Raw genomic sequence first — 14267 nt, 5'->3', positions numbered from 1 at the left:
GCTAACCAATTTCGGGACTGGCTCCACAAGCAAAAAGCCATCCAAAAAAACAATTGACAACTATAGGAGCATCACGTAGGGAGGGGACGCTTCAGCTCAAGCGCGTGAGAGTGCTCTCGTCGAGCCGGATGCTCTTATTGCTGTGCCAGTTTTTCCGTCACCTCGGCTGCTGTCAGCAGGCGCCACGGGCCGGTCTCGCTGTTGAGGGCTGTGGCGCTCGGGCTGGCGGCTTGGTTCCACCATTTTGACTGGTAGGGCACGCCTGCGAGTAGTACGCGCTCGGTAGCCTCGTAGATTTCGGTCGGCGACCAGTTAGCGTAGCTTCCCTCTGGTAGAAGGATCTGCACCTGTGGCGTGTCGGTGGCCATCACGGGGCCTACGAGCTCCCAGGGAGTTTCGAATGCTTGGAGTGCAGCGTTGTCGGGGATATCGCCCTGGCTCCACCATTTGGTCTCGTATACGTTGCTGTTGCGCACAACCTTGGTGTTTTTGGCATATGTCGTGTCGGCTGACCAGATCGGATACGGGCTGGTCAGCGGGTTGTCTTTGATGATGGCCACTGGCACCGTCGTTGTCTGAGGCTTGAGCGCTGCGTCTGCTGATCCTGTGAGGGGCGGGGCACTTCCGGGAATGGCTGTGAACTTCGCGCCGAGAATGTCGGAGAAGCTCTGGTCGTTCTGGTCGACTCCGCTGCAGGCGTCAGACACTTGCTTAATGTCTACATAGTTTGGGCTGCAGGCGCGATCCCGGTTGAGCGACCACATCGACATCCGGCCGAGTTGCTTGTCTTGTGCGAAAGCATTCAGCGTGCGCGCATCGGCCAGGCCGAAGACCTCGTCAACCGTTCCATTCTGTCCGATCATCGGTGTCGCACCGATACGTGACCAGAGATCGGCATCGGTCATGGTGATGCCAGCGGCCGAGTTCAGTACGGCGAGCTGAGCGTGAGTGGCGTTAAGAGCGTCGATCGACGCATCCGCCATCGACGCAGTTGGTTTCTTGCTTTCGCCATATTCCATGGTCATGACGTTGACACCCGCGAGGTCGACGCCGGCGGTCAGAAGTTGCTCGACGGCCCGCTTACCATCGTCGGTGAGTCCGTGTGGAGCCACGGGAAGGGTCAGCCAGACCACCAGGGGTTTGCCGGCAGCTGCCTGCTCATCCTGCACTGTCTTGATTGCGGCGGCGCGTCGTTCACCGGCGGCCGAATCCGACAAGGCTGTGTTTTCAATGTCGAGGTCAATGTGCGACGTCTGGTACCGGTCAATAACTGTGGTGTATGCCTGGGCAAGTTTGGCGGTATTGGTGCACCCGGTGGCTAGCTCGTCGTTGATGGCGCCACCGAACGAGATCGTGGCATGGCCCCCTAGCTGGCTGAGGCGTGCAAGTCGACGATCTAGATCGAGGGATGCGGATGCCTCGTCCAGCGAATACGCCGTTCCCCACGTCGGCTCGCAGGGGTCATCCGTGGCGGCAACGATGAAGGAGAGTACAACGTTTTTTCGTGCGGTTGTGGTTGGCGCCTCGAAGGCGTAGCTCGGGGTCGCGGTCACGTCAACATAGCTGGCGAACCACGGATCGTAGGAGGCGACGGCGCGGGTGGCCGTCCACCACTGCCAGCCAGCGAAGCTGCCGGCGGTGAGGCCGAGCACGATGAAGGTGGCCAATGTCATCCGCCAGAATCCTAGCCGTCGGGTCGGTCGAACGTAAGTGGGCGCGGCGACACTCTGCCCGGTCATGAAAGTTCTTCGACGCGCGAGTGCAATTCGCGACTGGTTGATGACATGGGAAAGTCCCTTTCGTTGGACCAGCGAACTACTTCGCTACTTTTTGGCACGGGTGTGGTGAGTTGTGGGTGGTCAGATATTCCACCGTGATAGAGCACGGAACGCCAATTGAGCGACGGGCTCGGCGGTGTCGCCTGCGCTGGAACGAAATAGCGATTGCGTTTCTTCTCGATCCACAGCCAGTTGGTAAGACCGAGCCAGACGTCAACGATCGAGTTCCAAATTCCGATGGTGGTAAGAATGGTGGCAAGAGCAAGCACCGTGTTGACGGCGGCGAAGAGAGCGTTGCCCCAGTTCTCCGACGAGATATTGCGCCACGCGGTGAAAGCGGAGAACGCGACGATCGCGTAGGGCGCGACAACGAACAGGAGGGGTGCTGACGTGCGGCTCTTGACCTTCGGAGTGCGGGCGAAAGGAATCTTCTTTCCGGTGATCGCTTGTTGCAGAGATTTGAGTACTCCGGCGAGGTTCACCGGTAAGAGAATGAGGTTGAGGCCGTATATGCGCAGAACGTCTGAGAATTTGTAGCCGTTGTAGCGCAGGTCGCTGCCCATGAGCAGAAAATACGGTAGCGATGCCAGCAGCACGGTTGGGCTGAGCAGGCGGCTGTCATAGGGGTAAACGAGCAGGAACAGCAGCCCGACGTTGGCCCAGGCGATCGAGCTGATGTAGTTCAGCCGAAGGCACAGCTCCAGAAGTGTCACCGGGTTGTCGGTTCCATGCCGGGCACGCACTTGCTTGAGAAATTTTGGAAGGATGAGCAGACCGCCGTTGGCCCACCGCCGGCGTTGCACGATGAGTGATCCGAAGTCCGGGGGAGTGGCACTGTAGCTGAGGCGTTCCGGGTAGTTGACCAGACTCCAGCCGTGCACGCCGAGGTCGATGCTCGATTCGGTGTCTTCAATTACAGTGCGGTCCTGCACGTAGCGTCGTACCTCAAAGCCGCCGACTGTTTCGACTTCAACAATGTCTTCCAGGGCGCGTTTGCGAATGACGGCATTAGCCCCGACCCAGAAGGCCGCTCCGAAGTGCGACATTCCCTGATGCAAAATGTGCTGAATGTCGGTAGTGGCGCCAGCCAACCGTTCGAGTCGGGTCGGTGCACCCCTAAATGATGAGTAGGGCGTTTGGGTGACGGCCACACGAGAGTTTTCAGACTGTTCCAGAAAGTAGACAAGCCGCAGGCAGTAATCGCGCAGCAGTACCGAGTCGGCATCGAGCGTGAGCAGGTAGACAGCATCGGGCACAATGAAGTTGGACTTGGTTGCGTCGAGTACCGGCCAGAGAATACTGCCGTTTGGGCCTTCTTCGCGCTGATAACAGCCGCCCATGAGGCCGATATAGGCGTTAAGGTTCATAGCTTTGTTGGCCTCATGCGAGAGCGATGAAAACTGCTTGCGCTCAAAGGTATCGACGGTAGCCGTGAACGTCCAGACGAGACGACGATGAAGCTCCATCATGCGTTTCGGTGACGGCGCCAAGTCTTCCCACGCGGCAGCGTCAAGCGCCGAACTGATGAGACCAAAATCGCTAGCGAGTCCGCCCAACACCTCGTCGACGAAGAACTTTTCAACGTGATCCCGGGTATCGTCTGTGTTGGTGTGGGTTTTGAGCCAGCGTGCAGCCCAGCGATAGTGGGCGGACAGTCGTCTGACGGCGTCGCCGGTCACCTCGGGCGAGTCGTTGAGTTCGAGTGTGTACAGATGCAGAGCTTCGGTAAAACGACGACTTGGTTCCGCCAATGCGTCATTGATCTCGTTGGCGATTCCGCGTGTCTCGTCCAGCCGACGCTGCACTGCAGGGTCGGCTGGATTGGGGTCATCGTCAATGAGTAGTACGAGTCGAATCGTGGGGTATTCCTGGAGTGCCGCCGACCAGAGAGTTGCACGAATGACTGACGGTTCCTCGGCATACGACGGTACGAGAACGGTCAGTGCACTGTGGTTTTCGGTGAAATGGTTGTCGAGAACGCTGCGTGGCACTCGTTGGTGATGTCGAAACCGTTGCAGAGCACCCTGGCGTGAGATGAGATACATGAGCGCCGAGAACATAAGAACGGTCACGATCACTACGTAAGCGAGGGCCTCGGTGGTGAAGCGAAAACCGGCCGTGCCCGAGTTGAGAAACTCGCGCACCACTGTGTAGATGACGTAAACCACCCAGAAAATGATCGTGGCGACAATGCCCAGGCGCCCTCGGAGTAGCTTTCCGTCGCTGGGGCGCGGATGCACGCTGGGTAGCGGGGTTGTTGATTTTTCTGACCCAAGTTGGTGTTTTCGGTTATCAAAATTGTTGAGTTTACGCAAGGACACTCCAGATATGCGATCGGGCAGCGGCGTGAGGTCCACTCAGAAAGGTGGATCCGTGAAATGTTCCCAGACGGGGAAACTTACCAATCGTGGCCAGAAAAGAAGTTATTTCAACTCCGACCGCGTAGGTAGTCCCTGTCGTGGGGTAATGCTCATGAAACGTGCCAACTCGCCCCGCTGAGAAAGACGGCGTCGCCTGGAAGGCGTCAGCTGTGCTGCTGCTCGTCGAGCAGAAGCTGCTTCGAACGTCACAACATGACGCAAATAAACAACGTGTTGTGCTTCGCGTGGGCGAACCCAACCTGCAGGGGGAGAAGAAGGTCATGACGGCTGCGAAGCGACGGCGGGTGGGGGAAATCGTCATCGCAAGAATTCCTGACTGTTTGCAGCACCAAGTCGACGCCGCCATCTGAGCGTGTCAGATCAGACTCAGGATTTGCGGCAGATCGCAGCCTGCGAATCGCAGGATTAACATAATTTAATGCACCCCTCATCTGGGGTAAAACCTTAGAATCGGTTGCTGTAAACCGTAGGCTGAGCCCCAGGGGACAGGTCAGCTAAGGAATCACATAGGCCGTTCCCCTTGGGAATGTCAGAGTGTTGTATTCGGGGCTCTGGTGATTGTGGGAACTAGGGTGCTGCTCACCTCTGTCTCGACTCACGACACGGGCGCAGCCGTTACCGTTGCCGTCGATCGTGCGTTTGGCGACGTAGTCTCGGGTGCGTTGGTCCTTGGTATCCGCACGAGCACGATGCGGTGGATCGAGGCGTGCGCGGCCCGGTCTTTCTCGCGGGACAGTCTGTGGCGACTGGACTTTCTTGACGATGCGGGGATCGGGGTGACGCCTGCCAGAGCCGCAAATTGAGTCTCTGTAGTTATGCGTGGTGTCACCGATGGTGACGAGTAGTTGCGATGCGACCGCGGCGGCGCCGTCCTTGATCAGGATCAATTCCGGGGTCTACCCTGCGGTGTTCGCGGAGGCGTTCCGGCCAGGCGTGAACTCTCCTGTATTAGCGCACCTCCTGCGCGGTGTGTGCGTCGTCAGAAGGGGCCATCGGCGAGCCGATATCCGACCCCGCGCACCGTTTCAATGCGATCGGCGGGTCCGATCTTCTTGCGTAGGTTGGCCACATGCACCTCAAGCGAGCGCTTGTCGGAGTGCGTCAGGAATCCGCTCACGTAACTGTCGCCGCGCATCTCGAGAATCAGCTCGGCCTTGCTGTGCACCTGGTCTGCGGGCTGCAACAGCCGCGCGAGCAGGTCAAATTCACTGCGGGTCAGCACAACGGCTGCCCCATCCACCTTTACTACGCGCCGCGCCTTATCGAGGCGCAGGCCATCGTGGTGCAGGCATTCGCTTGGCTCAAGCCCCGCCGCGCCCTGGAACGACGTCGACTCGACCGGGCCGAGCCCGGCCACGGCCGACGCTCGCCGCGGCACCGCGTCGATGCGGGCGCGCAGTTCGCCGATGCGAAACGGTTTGGCGACGAAGTCGTCGGCGCCGGCGTTGAGACCACGGACGACGTCGATCTCATCGAATCGGGCCGAGATCATAATGATGCTGCTCGTGGTGATCTGGCGGATGCGTTTGAGGGTCTCGAAGCCGTCCATGCCGGGCATGTTCACGTCGAGGGTCGTGAGCGTCGGGGCATGAACCCGTACGAGCTCGACGCCTTCAGCCCCCGTGCTGGCGAGCTTGACCTCGAAGCCGGCCTCGATGAGGATCGTCTCGATCACCTCGCCTACATCAGCGTCATCCTCGATGACCACTGCGATGCGTTCAGTATTCACGCTAGCCCCCGGTTCGTTCTGTCCTCTAATTTTGCCCAAGCCGCCTCAGCACATGAAAGCAAGAAAATTGTTGCTTCACGGGTGCTCAAGCAACAATTTGCTCATTCTCGTGACCAGACTGCGCCACTGCGTCCTCGTGACCGGAAAATGCCAGCGGTAGGATCAGCTCGAACCTGCTGCCGCGTGCTGATGATTCGACTAGGCGCAGGTCGCCGCCGTGCCGCCGCGCAATGTCACGGCTGATGCCCAGGCCTAGCCCCGAGCCCTCCTGCGACGAGTGCCGCGCCGATTCGGTGCGATAGTACGGCTCGAATACCCGTGCGCGGTCGGCGGGGGCTATGCCGCATCCGCTGTCGGTGACGGCGAAGGTCACAGTGTTGACCGTGCGGGTTTCGCTTATGACTACCGTGCCGCCGACCTGATTGTATTTGATGGCGTTGGTCAGCAGGTTGTCGAACACCTGCCGAATGCGATTGGGGTCGATCTCGGTCCAGAGCGTGTCGGACGCGCTCACGTCGATCGACACCCCGCGCGCATCGGCTGCTGTGCGACTTGCCGCGAGGCAGTTCTCGATGAGCCCGCGCACGTCGGTGGCCGTGATGTGCAGTCCCAGCAGCGCAGTGCCGGTGCTGCGCGCGAGCAGCAGGTCCGCGAGAATCGTGTCCATCTGCTCGGCGTTGTGCACGATGACCCCGGCCCGACGCTCAATCGCCTGCGCATCATTCGTGTGCAGCACCAGCTCGGCATTGCCCAGAATTGACGTGAGTGGAGTGCGTAGCTCGTGCGTGACCGCTTCGATCAGGTCGTCGCGGGCCCGTACCGCTTGCTCGGTGAGGGCGGTCTGCGCCGCGAGTTGCACCTTTTTTCGACGGATGCGCGCACCCGACACCCCCGCAGCCCCCGCCAAAATCAGCAGCGTCAGCGGATAGGCCACGATACGGGTGAAATTGCCAGGTTCCATGTCTCCGCCGTAGGCCTGCAAGAGTCCCACCGGAGTTGTGATCACGAGAAGGGCAACGCCAGCCAGTATGCCCCGCCCGCCGAAAGAGTACGCGATCCAGATCATGGGCAGAATCAGCAGCAGGGCACCGCCCGAGAGTGTCGCGCCTTCCGCGTGCGCGGTGAATCGAATGCCGAGCAGGTCAACGAGCGGCAGCAGCACCGCAAACCGTTGCAGGACCGGCCGGTTATGGCAGATCAGGGTGATCAGGGTCGCCACGGTGATGACTCCGGCGCCGACGGCATAGAGAAGCGGGTCGAGGGCATCTGGTTGGCTGAGCAGTACCGCCGTGCCGACGATCACCAGGGCACCGAACACGGCGCCCTGAAACTCCAGCAGGGCTCGACCCATGTCGCGGTGTGCCTGATCTGTCCCCATGGACTCAGACTAGGGTTTCACGCGGCTATTACGGGGGTAAAGCCCCCTATGGGGGCCAAAGAAACTGGGGTAATCCTGTGGTTGGCGGGCCGAAATCTGCCGTGAATCCTGAGCCTGCTTTGGCATCACGATACGTACATGCATCTGCGTGGCGTTGCAAACAGTAAGAAACCGCTGTATAAGACCCTGTTCACCCCGTTACTTTTAGTGGTTCTCGCTGTTTCCCGCGACGAGGTGTGCCAGCAGGCGGATGAGCTCTCGACTTTCCTTCGGTGACAGATGGGAAGTCACCTCGGCCTCCGCCTCATGGATCAAAGGGAGCAGCTCTCGCACGACGGAGCGTCCGCGCTTGGAGAGATAAGCCAGCACTCGGCGCCGATCCGCAGGGTCGACGTTGCGATAGGAGAGCGCCGAGTCGATGAGTTGATCGACTACGCGCGTCAGCGTTGGTCCCGTGATATTCGTCGCGGCCGCCAGCTCGGCCATCGGCGAAGCCGTGTGGTCGAAGAGATAGGACAGTACGCGCCACTGGTCGAGGCTGATCCCGTGTTCTCGGAGTCGACGTTCGATGTGCCGCGCAAACAGATGGTTTGCTTGAGAAACCAGCTGGATGTTCGGTCCGTCCACGGGCAGGGTCGCGCCGTCGGAGAGTGACGCTTGCACTTTCGTCCTTTCCTCGCCGGAACTATCAACAATAGAATGCTGTTAATCAATCCTAAATCGAAATAATCCATTTGCATGCGAACGAGGGTGTTCTCTTGGCAAACCATAAGCGTCGACACCGACACCGACACAGCGCTCCGGTCCCCGACGACACGATACGAATCGGATTGGCCGTTCCACTGCAGGGTCCGGCAGGAATATTCGGGCCGTCCTGCGAGGCGGTAGCCGAGTTGTGTGTTTCCAAACTGAACGAGACGGGGCTACTCGGCCGTCGAGTAGAGATCGAGACCATCGATGCTGGAGCGGCGCCCCCGGAGATCGCCCAGACGGTAGCGAAGCTGATCGATCGTGGGCGTATCCAAGCGCTGACGGGTTGGCACATCTCATCCGTGAGAAGTCATCTCGTTCCGGTTGTAGCGGGCCGTATCCCCTACGTCTACACCTCCTTGTACGAGGGCGGGGAGCGTCATCCCGGAGTCTTCTTCTCGGGGGAGACTCCTACGATGCAGATCGCCCCCGCGCTGTCCTGGTTGCGCGACCAGCTCGGAGTCCGTCGCTGGTTCATCGTGGGTGATGACTATGTGTGGCCGCGTCGTTCAGCGACCGCCGCGATGAGCTTTGCGAGGGCGCTGGGGTTGCAGGTGGTCGGCTCGCAGTTCGTTCAATTCGGTACAGAGGACTTCTCGTCCCTGGTCAGGCGGCTTAGCCGTTCCGGAGCAGACGGCGTGCTCATGTTTCTCGTAGGGCAGGATGCCGTTGCTTTCAATCGCGCCTTCGCGCGCGAAAACATGGAGCACCGCGTCATCCGCTTTTCACCCCTCATGGAGGAGAATATGCTGATCGCTTCGGGCCCGGGTGCGATCGACGAGATGTATGTCTCTGCTGGCTACTTCCGCTCGCTGTCGACGGCAGGTTCGCTCGATCTCGTCGGTGAGTACACCGACAACTTCGGTGCGGATGCGCCTCCGCTGAACAACCAGGCGGAGTCCTGCTACGAGGGCATCACAGTCCTGGGGAACCTGATTCGTGCCGCGCAGTGTCTGGACGTGTACTGCCTGACCGCGGTGTCGGAAGGGGTCGGTTACGACGGTCCACGGGGAGTCGTCGAGTTGAGGCGCGGCCACCTTCAGCAGAAGGTGCATTTGGCGAGGGCCACCGTGGCTGACTTCGACGTGATCACGACCCTCTGAGAGGGCCGCGATCGCATCGAGCAAACGATATCGCACCGATCCGCCTTGTCTTGTACGGAATCGGTCTCCCACGGATTCGTTCAGGAGGAGGCGACGGCCACCTGTCCGCGGTCGGTGTAAATCGGTCCGTCACCGTGCGGGCGCACATCGAAATCGAAGATCTCGGTTGGCAGGAATACCGAACAGGCCGCATTCGGTATGTCCACGACACCGCCGATGCGACCCTCGATAGGGGAGGTTCCGAGAATCAGGTATGCCTGCTCTCCTGTGTAACCCCACTTGGTCAGGTATTCGATCGCGTTCAGACAAGCATTGCGGTACGCCTCGGTGGCGTCCATATACAGGTTCGTGTTGTTGCGGTGATCAACCGAGATCCCCACGAATGTCAGCCACTCGGAGTACAGCGGCGCGACGCGCCCCGGCATGAAAACGGGGTTCCTGTGGATGCCGTACTTCTCCATTCCTCCCTTGATTAGGTCGACGCGCATATCGATATAACCACCCATTTCGATGGCACCGCAGAAATTGATCTCGCCGTCGCCCTGGCTGAAGTGCAGGTCGCCGCCTGAGAGCAGTGCACCGTCAACGAAGACCGGGTAGAAGATCCTGCTGCCGCGCGAGAGGTTCTTGATGTCCATATTGCCGCCGTGCTCTCGGGGAGGAACGGTGCGCGCGCCCTCTCTGGCGATGCGGTTGGCCACATCTCCGCTCGCCGTGCCTGCGAGGGTTCCGCGGACTGTGGGTGGCAGTGCGAGTGCGGGAACACGGTGCGGGTCGGTGTCAATCAGCGCCTGCTCGCGACGGTTCCAGCTCGCTAGCAGATCGGGCGAGGGGGCCGTGCCGAAGAGGCCCGGGTGCGCGATGCCGGTGTACTTCACCCCGGGAACGTGACGCGATGTGCAGGTTTGGCCACTGAAATCCCAGATGGCCTTGTAAGCCTCGGGGTAATAGTCGGTTAGAAACCCGCCACCGTTGACCTTCGCGAAGATACCCGAGTAGCCCCATCCTTCGCCACAGTTTTCGCCGATAGTCTGCGGAACAGGACCGATATCGAGGATGTCGACCACGAGTAGATCGCCCGGCTCGGCCCCCTCGATTCTGATTGGCCCGGAGAGCATGTGGCAGGGGTCGAGGTCGACATGGCGAACATCGTCCGCTGAGTCGTTGTTGCCGATCTGGCCGTCCGTCCACTCCTTGCACTCGATGCGGAACTCAGCACCGGGTTTAACGGTCGCCGCCGCAGGAATGTCGGGATGCCAACGGTTGTGGCCGGGAACGGCTTGCTGTGCCATGGGAAGGTTCTGATCAACGCTGAAAATGACTTCTGGCATGAATATTCCTTAGCTGAGTATCGAGTGAATGTGCTGGTAAAGTGCCGTCAGTTCGTGGGGAGTCGTGGATAGCGTGGGTCACGAACCTGACCGACCGACGCACGTCTCGCGGACGGTACCGAGCGGACGACCTCGGGTACTTCGCTGCTTCGTCCGGCCTGGGTGAAGGCGTAGTCCAGTGCGCGTGAGCGAGACCCGAAGTGAGGCGCTGTGAATACCCGAGCCGCCGTCTGCCTGCAGTTCGGGCAGGAGGTTTCGGAGGTATTTTCGGTGAGGGAGAGATCGGCGTCGAACTCGCCGCAATCGTGACAGCGAAACAAGTAGAGGGGGATGAGCAACTCCTTTCTTTTTATTTAGTTTATATTCATTCGAAAGTAAATGTCCATCATGATGCACAACTGGATGAAACCGGGTCGGTGGACGAACGAGAGCTGGTTCGATGCAGCTAAGGAGCGATCCCGGGGCGCTCGGGTCTTGGAAATAATATAAATTGTTTCCATATGAAAGTACTTTGCGTATTAACCGAGTCTCAATGTAGAGTCTCGCTCGATCCGCGCCAATGTCCCCAACCACCCGGATCTCACGGAGAGCAGGTAGTAGGCGCGCCCGAGGAACTCCGCCATCGGAATGAAGCGGGCGCCGATTATGAATACCATCAATGGCAAAAACCAAGCAATCCTACCCAACGAACGATCACCGGGTGTTTTCTACCCAACGCCGTATTACTCGATCGAAAGGGGCTAAACCGGGCTGGACTTCGCTTCGCCATGATGGCCGAGGTCGATCAGGGTTATGCGACCGCCGTGGTCCGGCCGCGCCGCTTCCAGAACACAAGGGCACCCACCCAGGTGACCGTGAAGATCGCAGCGATACCGTAGCCGAAGAACTCGAAGTTCTCGTTCAACGAGGCGTAGCCGGACAGGAACGTCAGGCCGGCGTGCTCGGCCAGGAGGTCGGCGATGTAGACCGAGGCGATGAAGCCGGCGATGAACACCGTCATCGCCGTGGTGGCAATGTTGAAGAATAGCGTCCGGCTGGGGTCGCGGTAGCTCCAGGAATATAGGCGTGTCATGATCAAAGAATCGGCCGTGTCGAACGTGGACATGCCCGCGGCGAAGAGCAGTGGCAGGCTAAGAACGGCGAGCACGGACAGACCGCCACCGGCCGCAGAGGACGCGGACAGAGCGAGGAGCGTTACCTCACTGGCTGTTTCGAGACCCAGGCCCATGAGCAGCCCTACGGGGTACATGTGCCACGAGTGCTTGATCATCGAACGGAGCCTGCCGCCGGCGATGCGGTTGATGAACCCACGGGAGAGCAGGGCGTCCTCCACCTCTTGGGAGGTGTCGGCTCCCGACTTCAGCCTCCGCCATAGGCCGACGAGATTTCGCAGGACTGCTCCGTTGAGGGTGGCAACTAAGACGAGAAACAACATCGCCACGACGATCGCGATGGTGCCTCCTGTTGATCGCATCGAGTCAACCTGGGTTTGGGTGATCCGTCCAGCGGCGGCGGCCACGAGTAGCGCCAAAATGACAACGACCGTTGAGTGCCCCATTGCGAAGAAGAAGCCGGCACCGATGGGGCGTCGGCCGCGCATCAACATCACTCGGGTGGTGTCGTCGATAGCGGCGATGTGGTCGGCGTCGAAGGCATGGCGCATGCCCAGCACGTAGGCCAGTGCGCCGGATCCTGCCAGCCCGCCGGCTGCAGCCGCATCGCCACGATGAGCCAGATAGAGGGCAACTCCAGCGACGTGCAGCATCGCGATGATCCCGATGATCCCGGACAGTCTCACGCGTTCGGACTGGGTCCATTGCCCGGACAACACGCTGGTTTGGCTCATACTCATGAAGACTCTTGCTCGCTTGTACCAAGTACTGTCATCACGCGACCTCAGCAGCGGGGGAGACGAATCGGGTTGCCACTGCGGGGTAGGTGGCCCAATGCACATGCAGGTATGACGCGTGAACCGCACCCGCTCCTGCCAGACTCTCGGTCACCAACCGGCTGGCCCCGTTTTTCCAGGCCCAAGCGGCCAGCGCAGGGCCGCCAGCATTAAGGCCAATCTGCGTGCGGTGGAACTCGTGACCGTTCACCCGCCACCCCTCTATCCACACAGCACGTGGTCGGAGCGCAACCGTGGTTCGATAGCCAAGGGTCAGATGGGGGCTCAGCCGTGCGGTCAGGGGCAGTACTCCACACATGGGTGCGCCATCGAGCTCACGACTGGGATGGAGCGGCTCGTCGCACTCGGCTGAAATGACTGACTCTTCCATCATTTGCAAATTTCCTAATCACGCGTCGCAGAGGTGTGTTCGCGGCGATGCCGCTCGCATGGATATACAGGAAACCTTCGCCGATAAGCAGGCCGGAGACCCAGGAAGCAGCGACTTGTCGTGCAGGGGATCAAACTCCACCACCTCGGCTCCTGCGGCCGCGAGCAGCCCGCTGGTCTGGGCATACCCGAAACTAAAAGTAGCGCCACCGGCGACAGCGATCCCGGGGGCTTGCACCGGCCGCGCGTCCGACTCACCCATTTCAACTACCAGATCCTGGCGTGGGCTGCTTGTAATTGTCATTTGTGTCCTCGTGAATAGGGGTGGGACTGCGGGCGAGTTTGCGGTCTCAAACGGTGGGGACATAGGGCTCCCAGACGTCGAGGTACACGGATCCATTGGCATCACTCCCGTCTCTTGTCCCCACCGGTCGACCCTTGCGAATACACCGTGTACAAGCGCTGCCGGGGTAGATATAGGCGTCGCACCCAATTTTGCTTACCTCGGATGTAACGCGCTTGTCGAGTGTGGCCCAAGGGGTATTCATCAGCAATACACATCGTCTCGCCCTTGCTGAACACCGGTTTCTTCCACTCCGCATGCCACACCGGTTTATCCACCACATGGACCACCGGGCCGACGCCGTCGGTCCCGCCGACCAGCTATAACCATTACAGAGATCATGGACACCATTCATTCCATTGTCTGGCAGTACTACAGAGTTGCCGGAGTGGATGTTCAAGGCAGACAAATGTGGGTTGTGCTGTCGGGAAGCCGCCAGCGAGCGATTCGAAAGTGTGCGCGACACGCAGGCAGATGATGTCGTCGAAGCGCTTGCTGATAATCAGCATTTCCACAGGCATACCGTTGGCCAGACCGACCGGAACCGAGGTGGCCACTATAGGAGTGGAGCGCGGCGAGTGCTGCTCGCCCGTCAGTAGCGTGTGACGCACGAGCAGCGGATTACATTAGGTGTGGCTTTAGTGAGGATGCCGCAGTTCGGCTGCCAGTTCCTCGATTTCGTCCTCGGGGAGGAGGCGAGCATTGATAACACTCGCATGCAGAGCTTTCGACCAGCTTTCGTAGTAAGCTTCGCAACCATTTGATGCTTCGATGGCCTTGATCAGTTGCTGACGGAAACTTTCCCACGTAAACGATCCTTGGTTCGTCAAGGTCACCGCGACACCGAACGCTGTCGCTTCCCATGGCTCATTAAAAATGATCTCGCCATTGTCGCGAGGAATAGCAGCAATCCCGTCCAACGGGACGATTCCTAAGTCGCTGCGAATCATCGGATTTCCGCCGGTGTGAGCGCATTACCAACGCCAATCATACTGTCCCGAGAAACGAGATCGGCGAGTTGCTCTTCTGTCCATCCCTCGGTTCCGGATGGGCGTTCCGGAATCACAATGTAACGAATTTCCGAACTACTGTCCCATACTTGAACGTCGACATTCGGGACTGCTGAAGGTTTAGTTGACACCTGACTTGCTGGAATTCGGTTCCGGCAGTGGAAGGATCAACACCATGACCCGAAA

General features: G+C 59.7%; 16 protein-coding genes. 2 read left to right on the top strand and 14 right to left on the bottom strand.

Going from position 1 to position 14267, the window contains the following annotated elements; translation table 11 throughout:
• Positions 1–134: 134 nt before the first annotated feature.
• Together CXY73_RS01220 and CXY73_RS01215 are read right to left on the bottom strand one after the other, a co-directional pair.
• Positions 135–1673, bottom strand: coding sequence for a glycosyl hydrolase family 18 (locus CXY73_RS01220; protein WP_158252919.1), 1539 nt, complete (start codon positions 1671–1673; stop codon positions 135–137).
• 62 nt (positions 1674–1735) lie between these two features.
• Complete coding sequence (locus CXY73_RS01215; RefSeq protein ID WP_368665844.1) at positions 1736–4018, bottom strand: glycosyltransferase family 2 protein; 2283 nt, start codon at positions 4016–4018, stop codon at positions 1736–1738.
• Positions 4019–4308: 290 nt separating this feature from the next.
• Here CXY73_RS01215 and CXY73_RS01210 point away from each other — a divergent pair, with 290 nt between their 5' ends.
• Positions 4309–4509 (top strand): hypothetical protein, encoded by a 201-nt coding sequence (locus tag CXY73_RS01210; protein ID WP_146071566.1) that lies wholly within the window; start codon positions 4309–4311, stop codon positions 4507–4509.
• 245 nt (positions 4510–4754) lie between these two features.
• On the opposite strand, the gene CXY73_RS01205 is transcribed toward CXY73_RS01210, so the two are convergent.
• The 4 genes from CXY73_RS01205 to CXY73_RS01190 all read right to left on the bottom strand — a co-directional run bounded on the left by CXY73_RS01205 (position 4755) and on the right by CXY73_RS01190 (position 7929).
• On the bottom strand, positions 4755–4988 hold the full coding sequence (locus CXY73_RS01205; RefSeq protein ID WP_104133829.1) for a transposase: 234 nt from the start codon (positions 4986–4988) through the stop codon (positions 4755–4757).
• Positions 4989–5138: 150 nt separating this feature from the next.
• Positions 5139–5888 carry a response regulator transcription factor gene (locus CXY73_RS01200; protein ID WP_233198066.1) on the bottom strand — a complete coding sequence of 250 codons (750 nt, stop codon included), beginning with the start codon at positions 5886–5888 and terminating at the stop codon, positions 5139–5141.
• An 85-nt stretch (positions 5889–5973) separates the two neighbouring features.
• A complete protein-coding gene (locus CXY73_RS01195; protein WP_104176551.1) occupies positions 5974–7266 on the bottom strand; it encodes a cell wall metabolism sensor histidine kinase WalK in 1293 nt (430 codons plus the stop codon).
• A gap of 204 nt (positions 7267–7470) precedes the next feature.
• Entirely contained in the window at positions 7471–7929 is a 459-nt protein-coding gene (locus CXY73_RS01190) for a MarR family winged helix-turn-helix transcriptional regulator (RefSeq protein WP_158253980.1), read from the bottom strand.
• Between the two features lie 95 nt (positions 7930–8024).
• Between CXY73_RS01190 and CXY73_RS01185 the strand changes: the two genes are divergently transcribed.
• Positions 8025–9119, top strand: a complete 1095-nt coding sequence (locus CXY73_RS01185) for a substrate-binding domain-containing protein (protein ID WP_255411339.1) — start codon at positions 8025–8027, stop codon at positions 9117–9119.
• A gap of 80 nt (positions 9120–9199) precedes the next feature.
• Here the strand turns inward: CXY73_RS01185 and fmdA are convergent, their stop codons facing one another.
• The 8 genes from fmdA to CXY73_RS23130 all read right to left on the bottom strand — a co-directional run bounded on the left by fmdA (position 9200) and on the right by CXY73_RS23130 (position 14212).
• Entirely contained in the window at positions 9200–10450 is a 1251-nt protein-coding gene (gene fmdA, locus CXY73_RS01180) for a formamidase (RefSeq protein ID WP_104176548.1), read from the bottom strand.
• A 47-nt stretch (positions 10451–10497) separates the two neighbouring features.
• Positions 10498–10770 carry an FmdB family zinc ribbon protein gene (locus CXY73_RS23385; protein ID WP_369831188.1) on the bottom strand — a complete coding sequence of 91 codons (273 nt, stop codon included), beginning with the start codon at positions 10768–10770 and terminating at the stop codon, positions 10498–10500.
• A gap of 470 nt (positions 10771–11240) precedes the next feature.
• Positions 11241–12296, bottom strand: a complete 1056-nt coding sequence (locus CXY73_RS01170) for a HoxN/HupN/NixA family nickel/cobalt transporter (RefSeq protein WP_104176546.1) — start codon at positions 12294–12296, stop codon at positions 11241–11243.
• 40 nt (positions 12297–12336) lie between these two features.
• The gene (locus CXY73_RS01165; RefSeq protein WP_104176545.1) at positions 12337–12732 is read right to left on the bottom strand and encodes a hypothetical protein; all 396 of its coding nucleotides are present in this window, start codon (positions 12730–12732) and stop codon (positions 12337–12339) included.
• 15 nt (positions 12733–12747) lie between these two features.
• Positions 12748–13032, bottom strand: coding sequence for a hypothetical protein (locus CXY73_RS01160; RefSeq protein WP_146071565.1), 285 nt, complete (start codon positions 13030–13032; stop codon positions 12748–12750).
• Positions 13033–13133: 101 nt separating this feature from the next.
• The gene (locus CXY73_RS23380; protein ID WP_369831187.1) at positions 13134–13391 is read right to left on the bottom strand and encodes a hypothetical protein; all 258 of its coding nucleotides are present in this window, start codon (positions 13389–13391) and stop codon (positions 13134–13136) included.
• Positions 13392–13709: 318 nt separating this feature from the next.
• Positions 13710–14021, bottom strand: coding sequence for a nitrile hydratase accessory protein (locus tag CXY73_RS01155; protein WP_104176543.1), 312 nt, complete (start codon positions 14019–14021; stop codon positions 13710–13712).
• The gene (locus CXY73_RS23130; protein WP_255411338.1) at positions 14018–14212 is read right to left on the bottom strand and encodes a nitrile hydratase subunit alpha; all 195 of its coding nucleotides are present in this window, start codon (positions 14210–14212) and stop codon (positions 14018–14020) included. Before CXY73_RS23130 ends, CXY73_RS01155 begins: the two co-directional genes overlap by 4 nt.
• Between the last annotated feature and the right edge of the window lie 55 nt (positions 14213–14267).

This window comes from Cryobacterium sp. Y50, assembly GCF_002929805.1.
Lineage (GTDB): Bacteria > Actinomycetota > Actinomycetes > Actinomycetales > Microbacteriaceae > Cryobacterium.
The sequence above is the reverse complement of the archived record's forward strand: the minus strand, read 5'-3'. Positions and strand labels throughout refer to the sequence as shown.

Excerpts from the sequence above, each read along its gene's own strand:
- CXY73_RS01220 (WP_158252919.1), bottom strand. The coding sequence starts at position 1,673 with ATGACATTGGCCACCTTCATCGTGCTCGGCCTCACCGCCGGCAGCTTC.
- fmdA (WP_104176548.1), bottom strand. The coding sequence starts at position 10,450 with ATGCCAGAAGTCATTTTCAGCGTTGATCAGAACCTTCCCATGGCACAG.
- CXY73_RS01170 (WP_104176546.1), bottom strand. The coding sequence starts at position 12,296 with ATGAGCCAAACCAGCGTGTTGTCCGGGCAATGGACCCAGTCCGAACGC.
- CXY73_RS01160 (WP_146071565.1), bottom strand. The coding sequence starts at position 13,032 with ATGACAATTACAAGCAGCCCACGCCAGGATCTGGTAGTTGAAATGGGT.
- CXY73_RS01155 (WP_104176543.1), bottom strand. The coding sequence starts at position 14,021 with ATGATTCGCAGCGACTTAGGAATCGTCCCGTTGGACGGGATTGCTGCT.
- CXY73_RS01195 (WP_104176551.1), bottom strand. The coding sequence starts at position 7,266 with ATGGGGACAGATCAGGCACACCGCGACATGGGTCGAGCCCTGCTGGAG.
- CXY73_RS01165 (WP_104176545.1), bottom strand. The coding sequence starts at position 12,732 with ATGATGGAAGAGTCAGTCATTTCAGCCGAGTGCGACGAGCCGCTCCAT.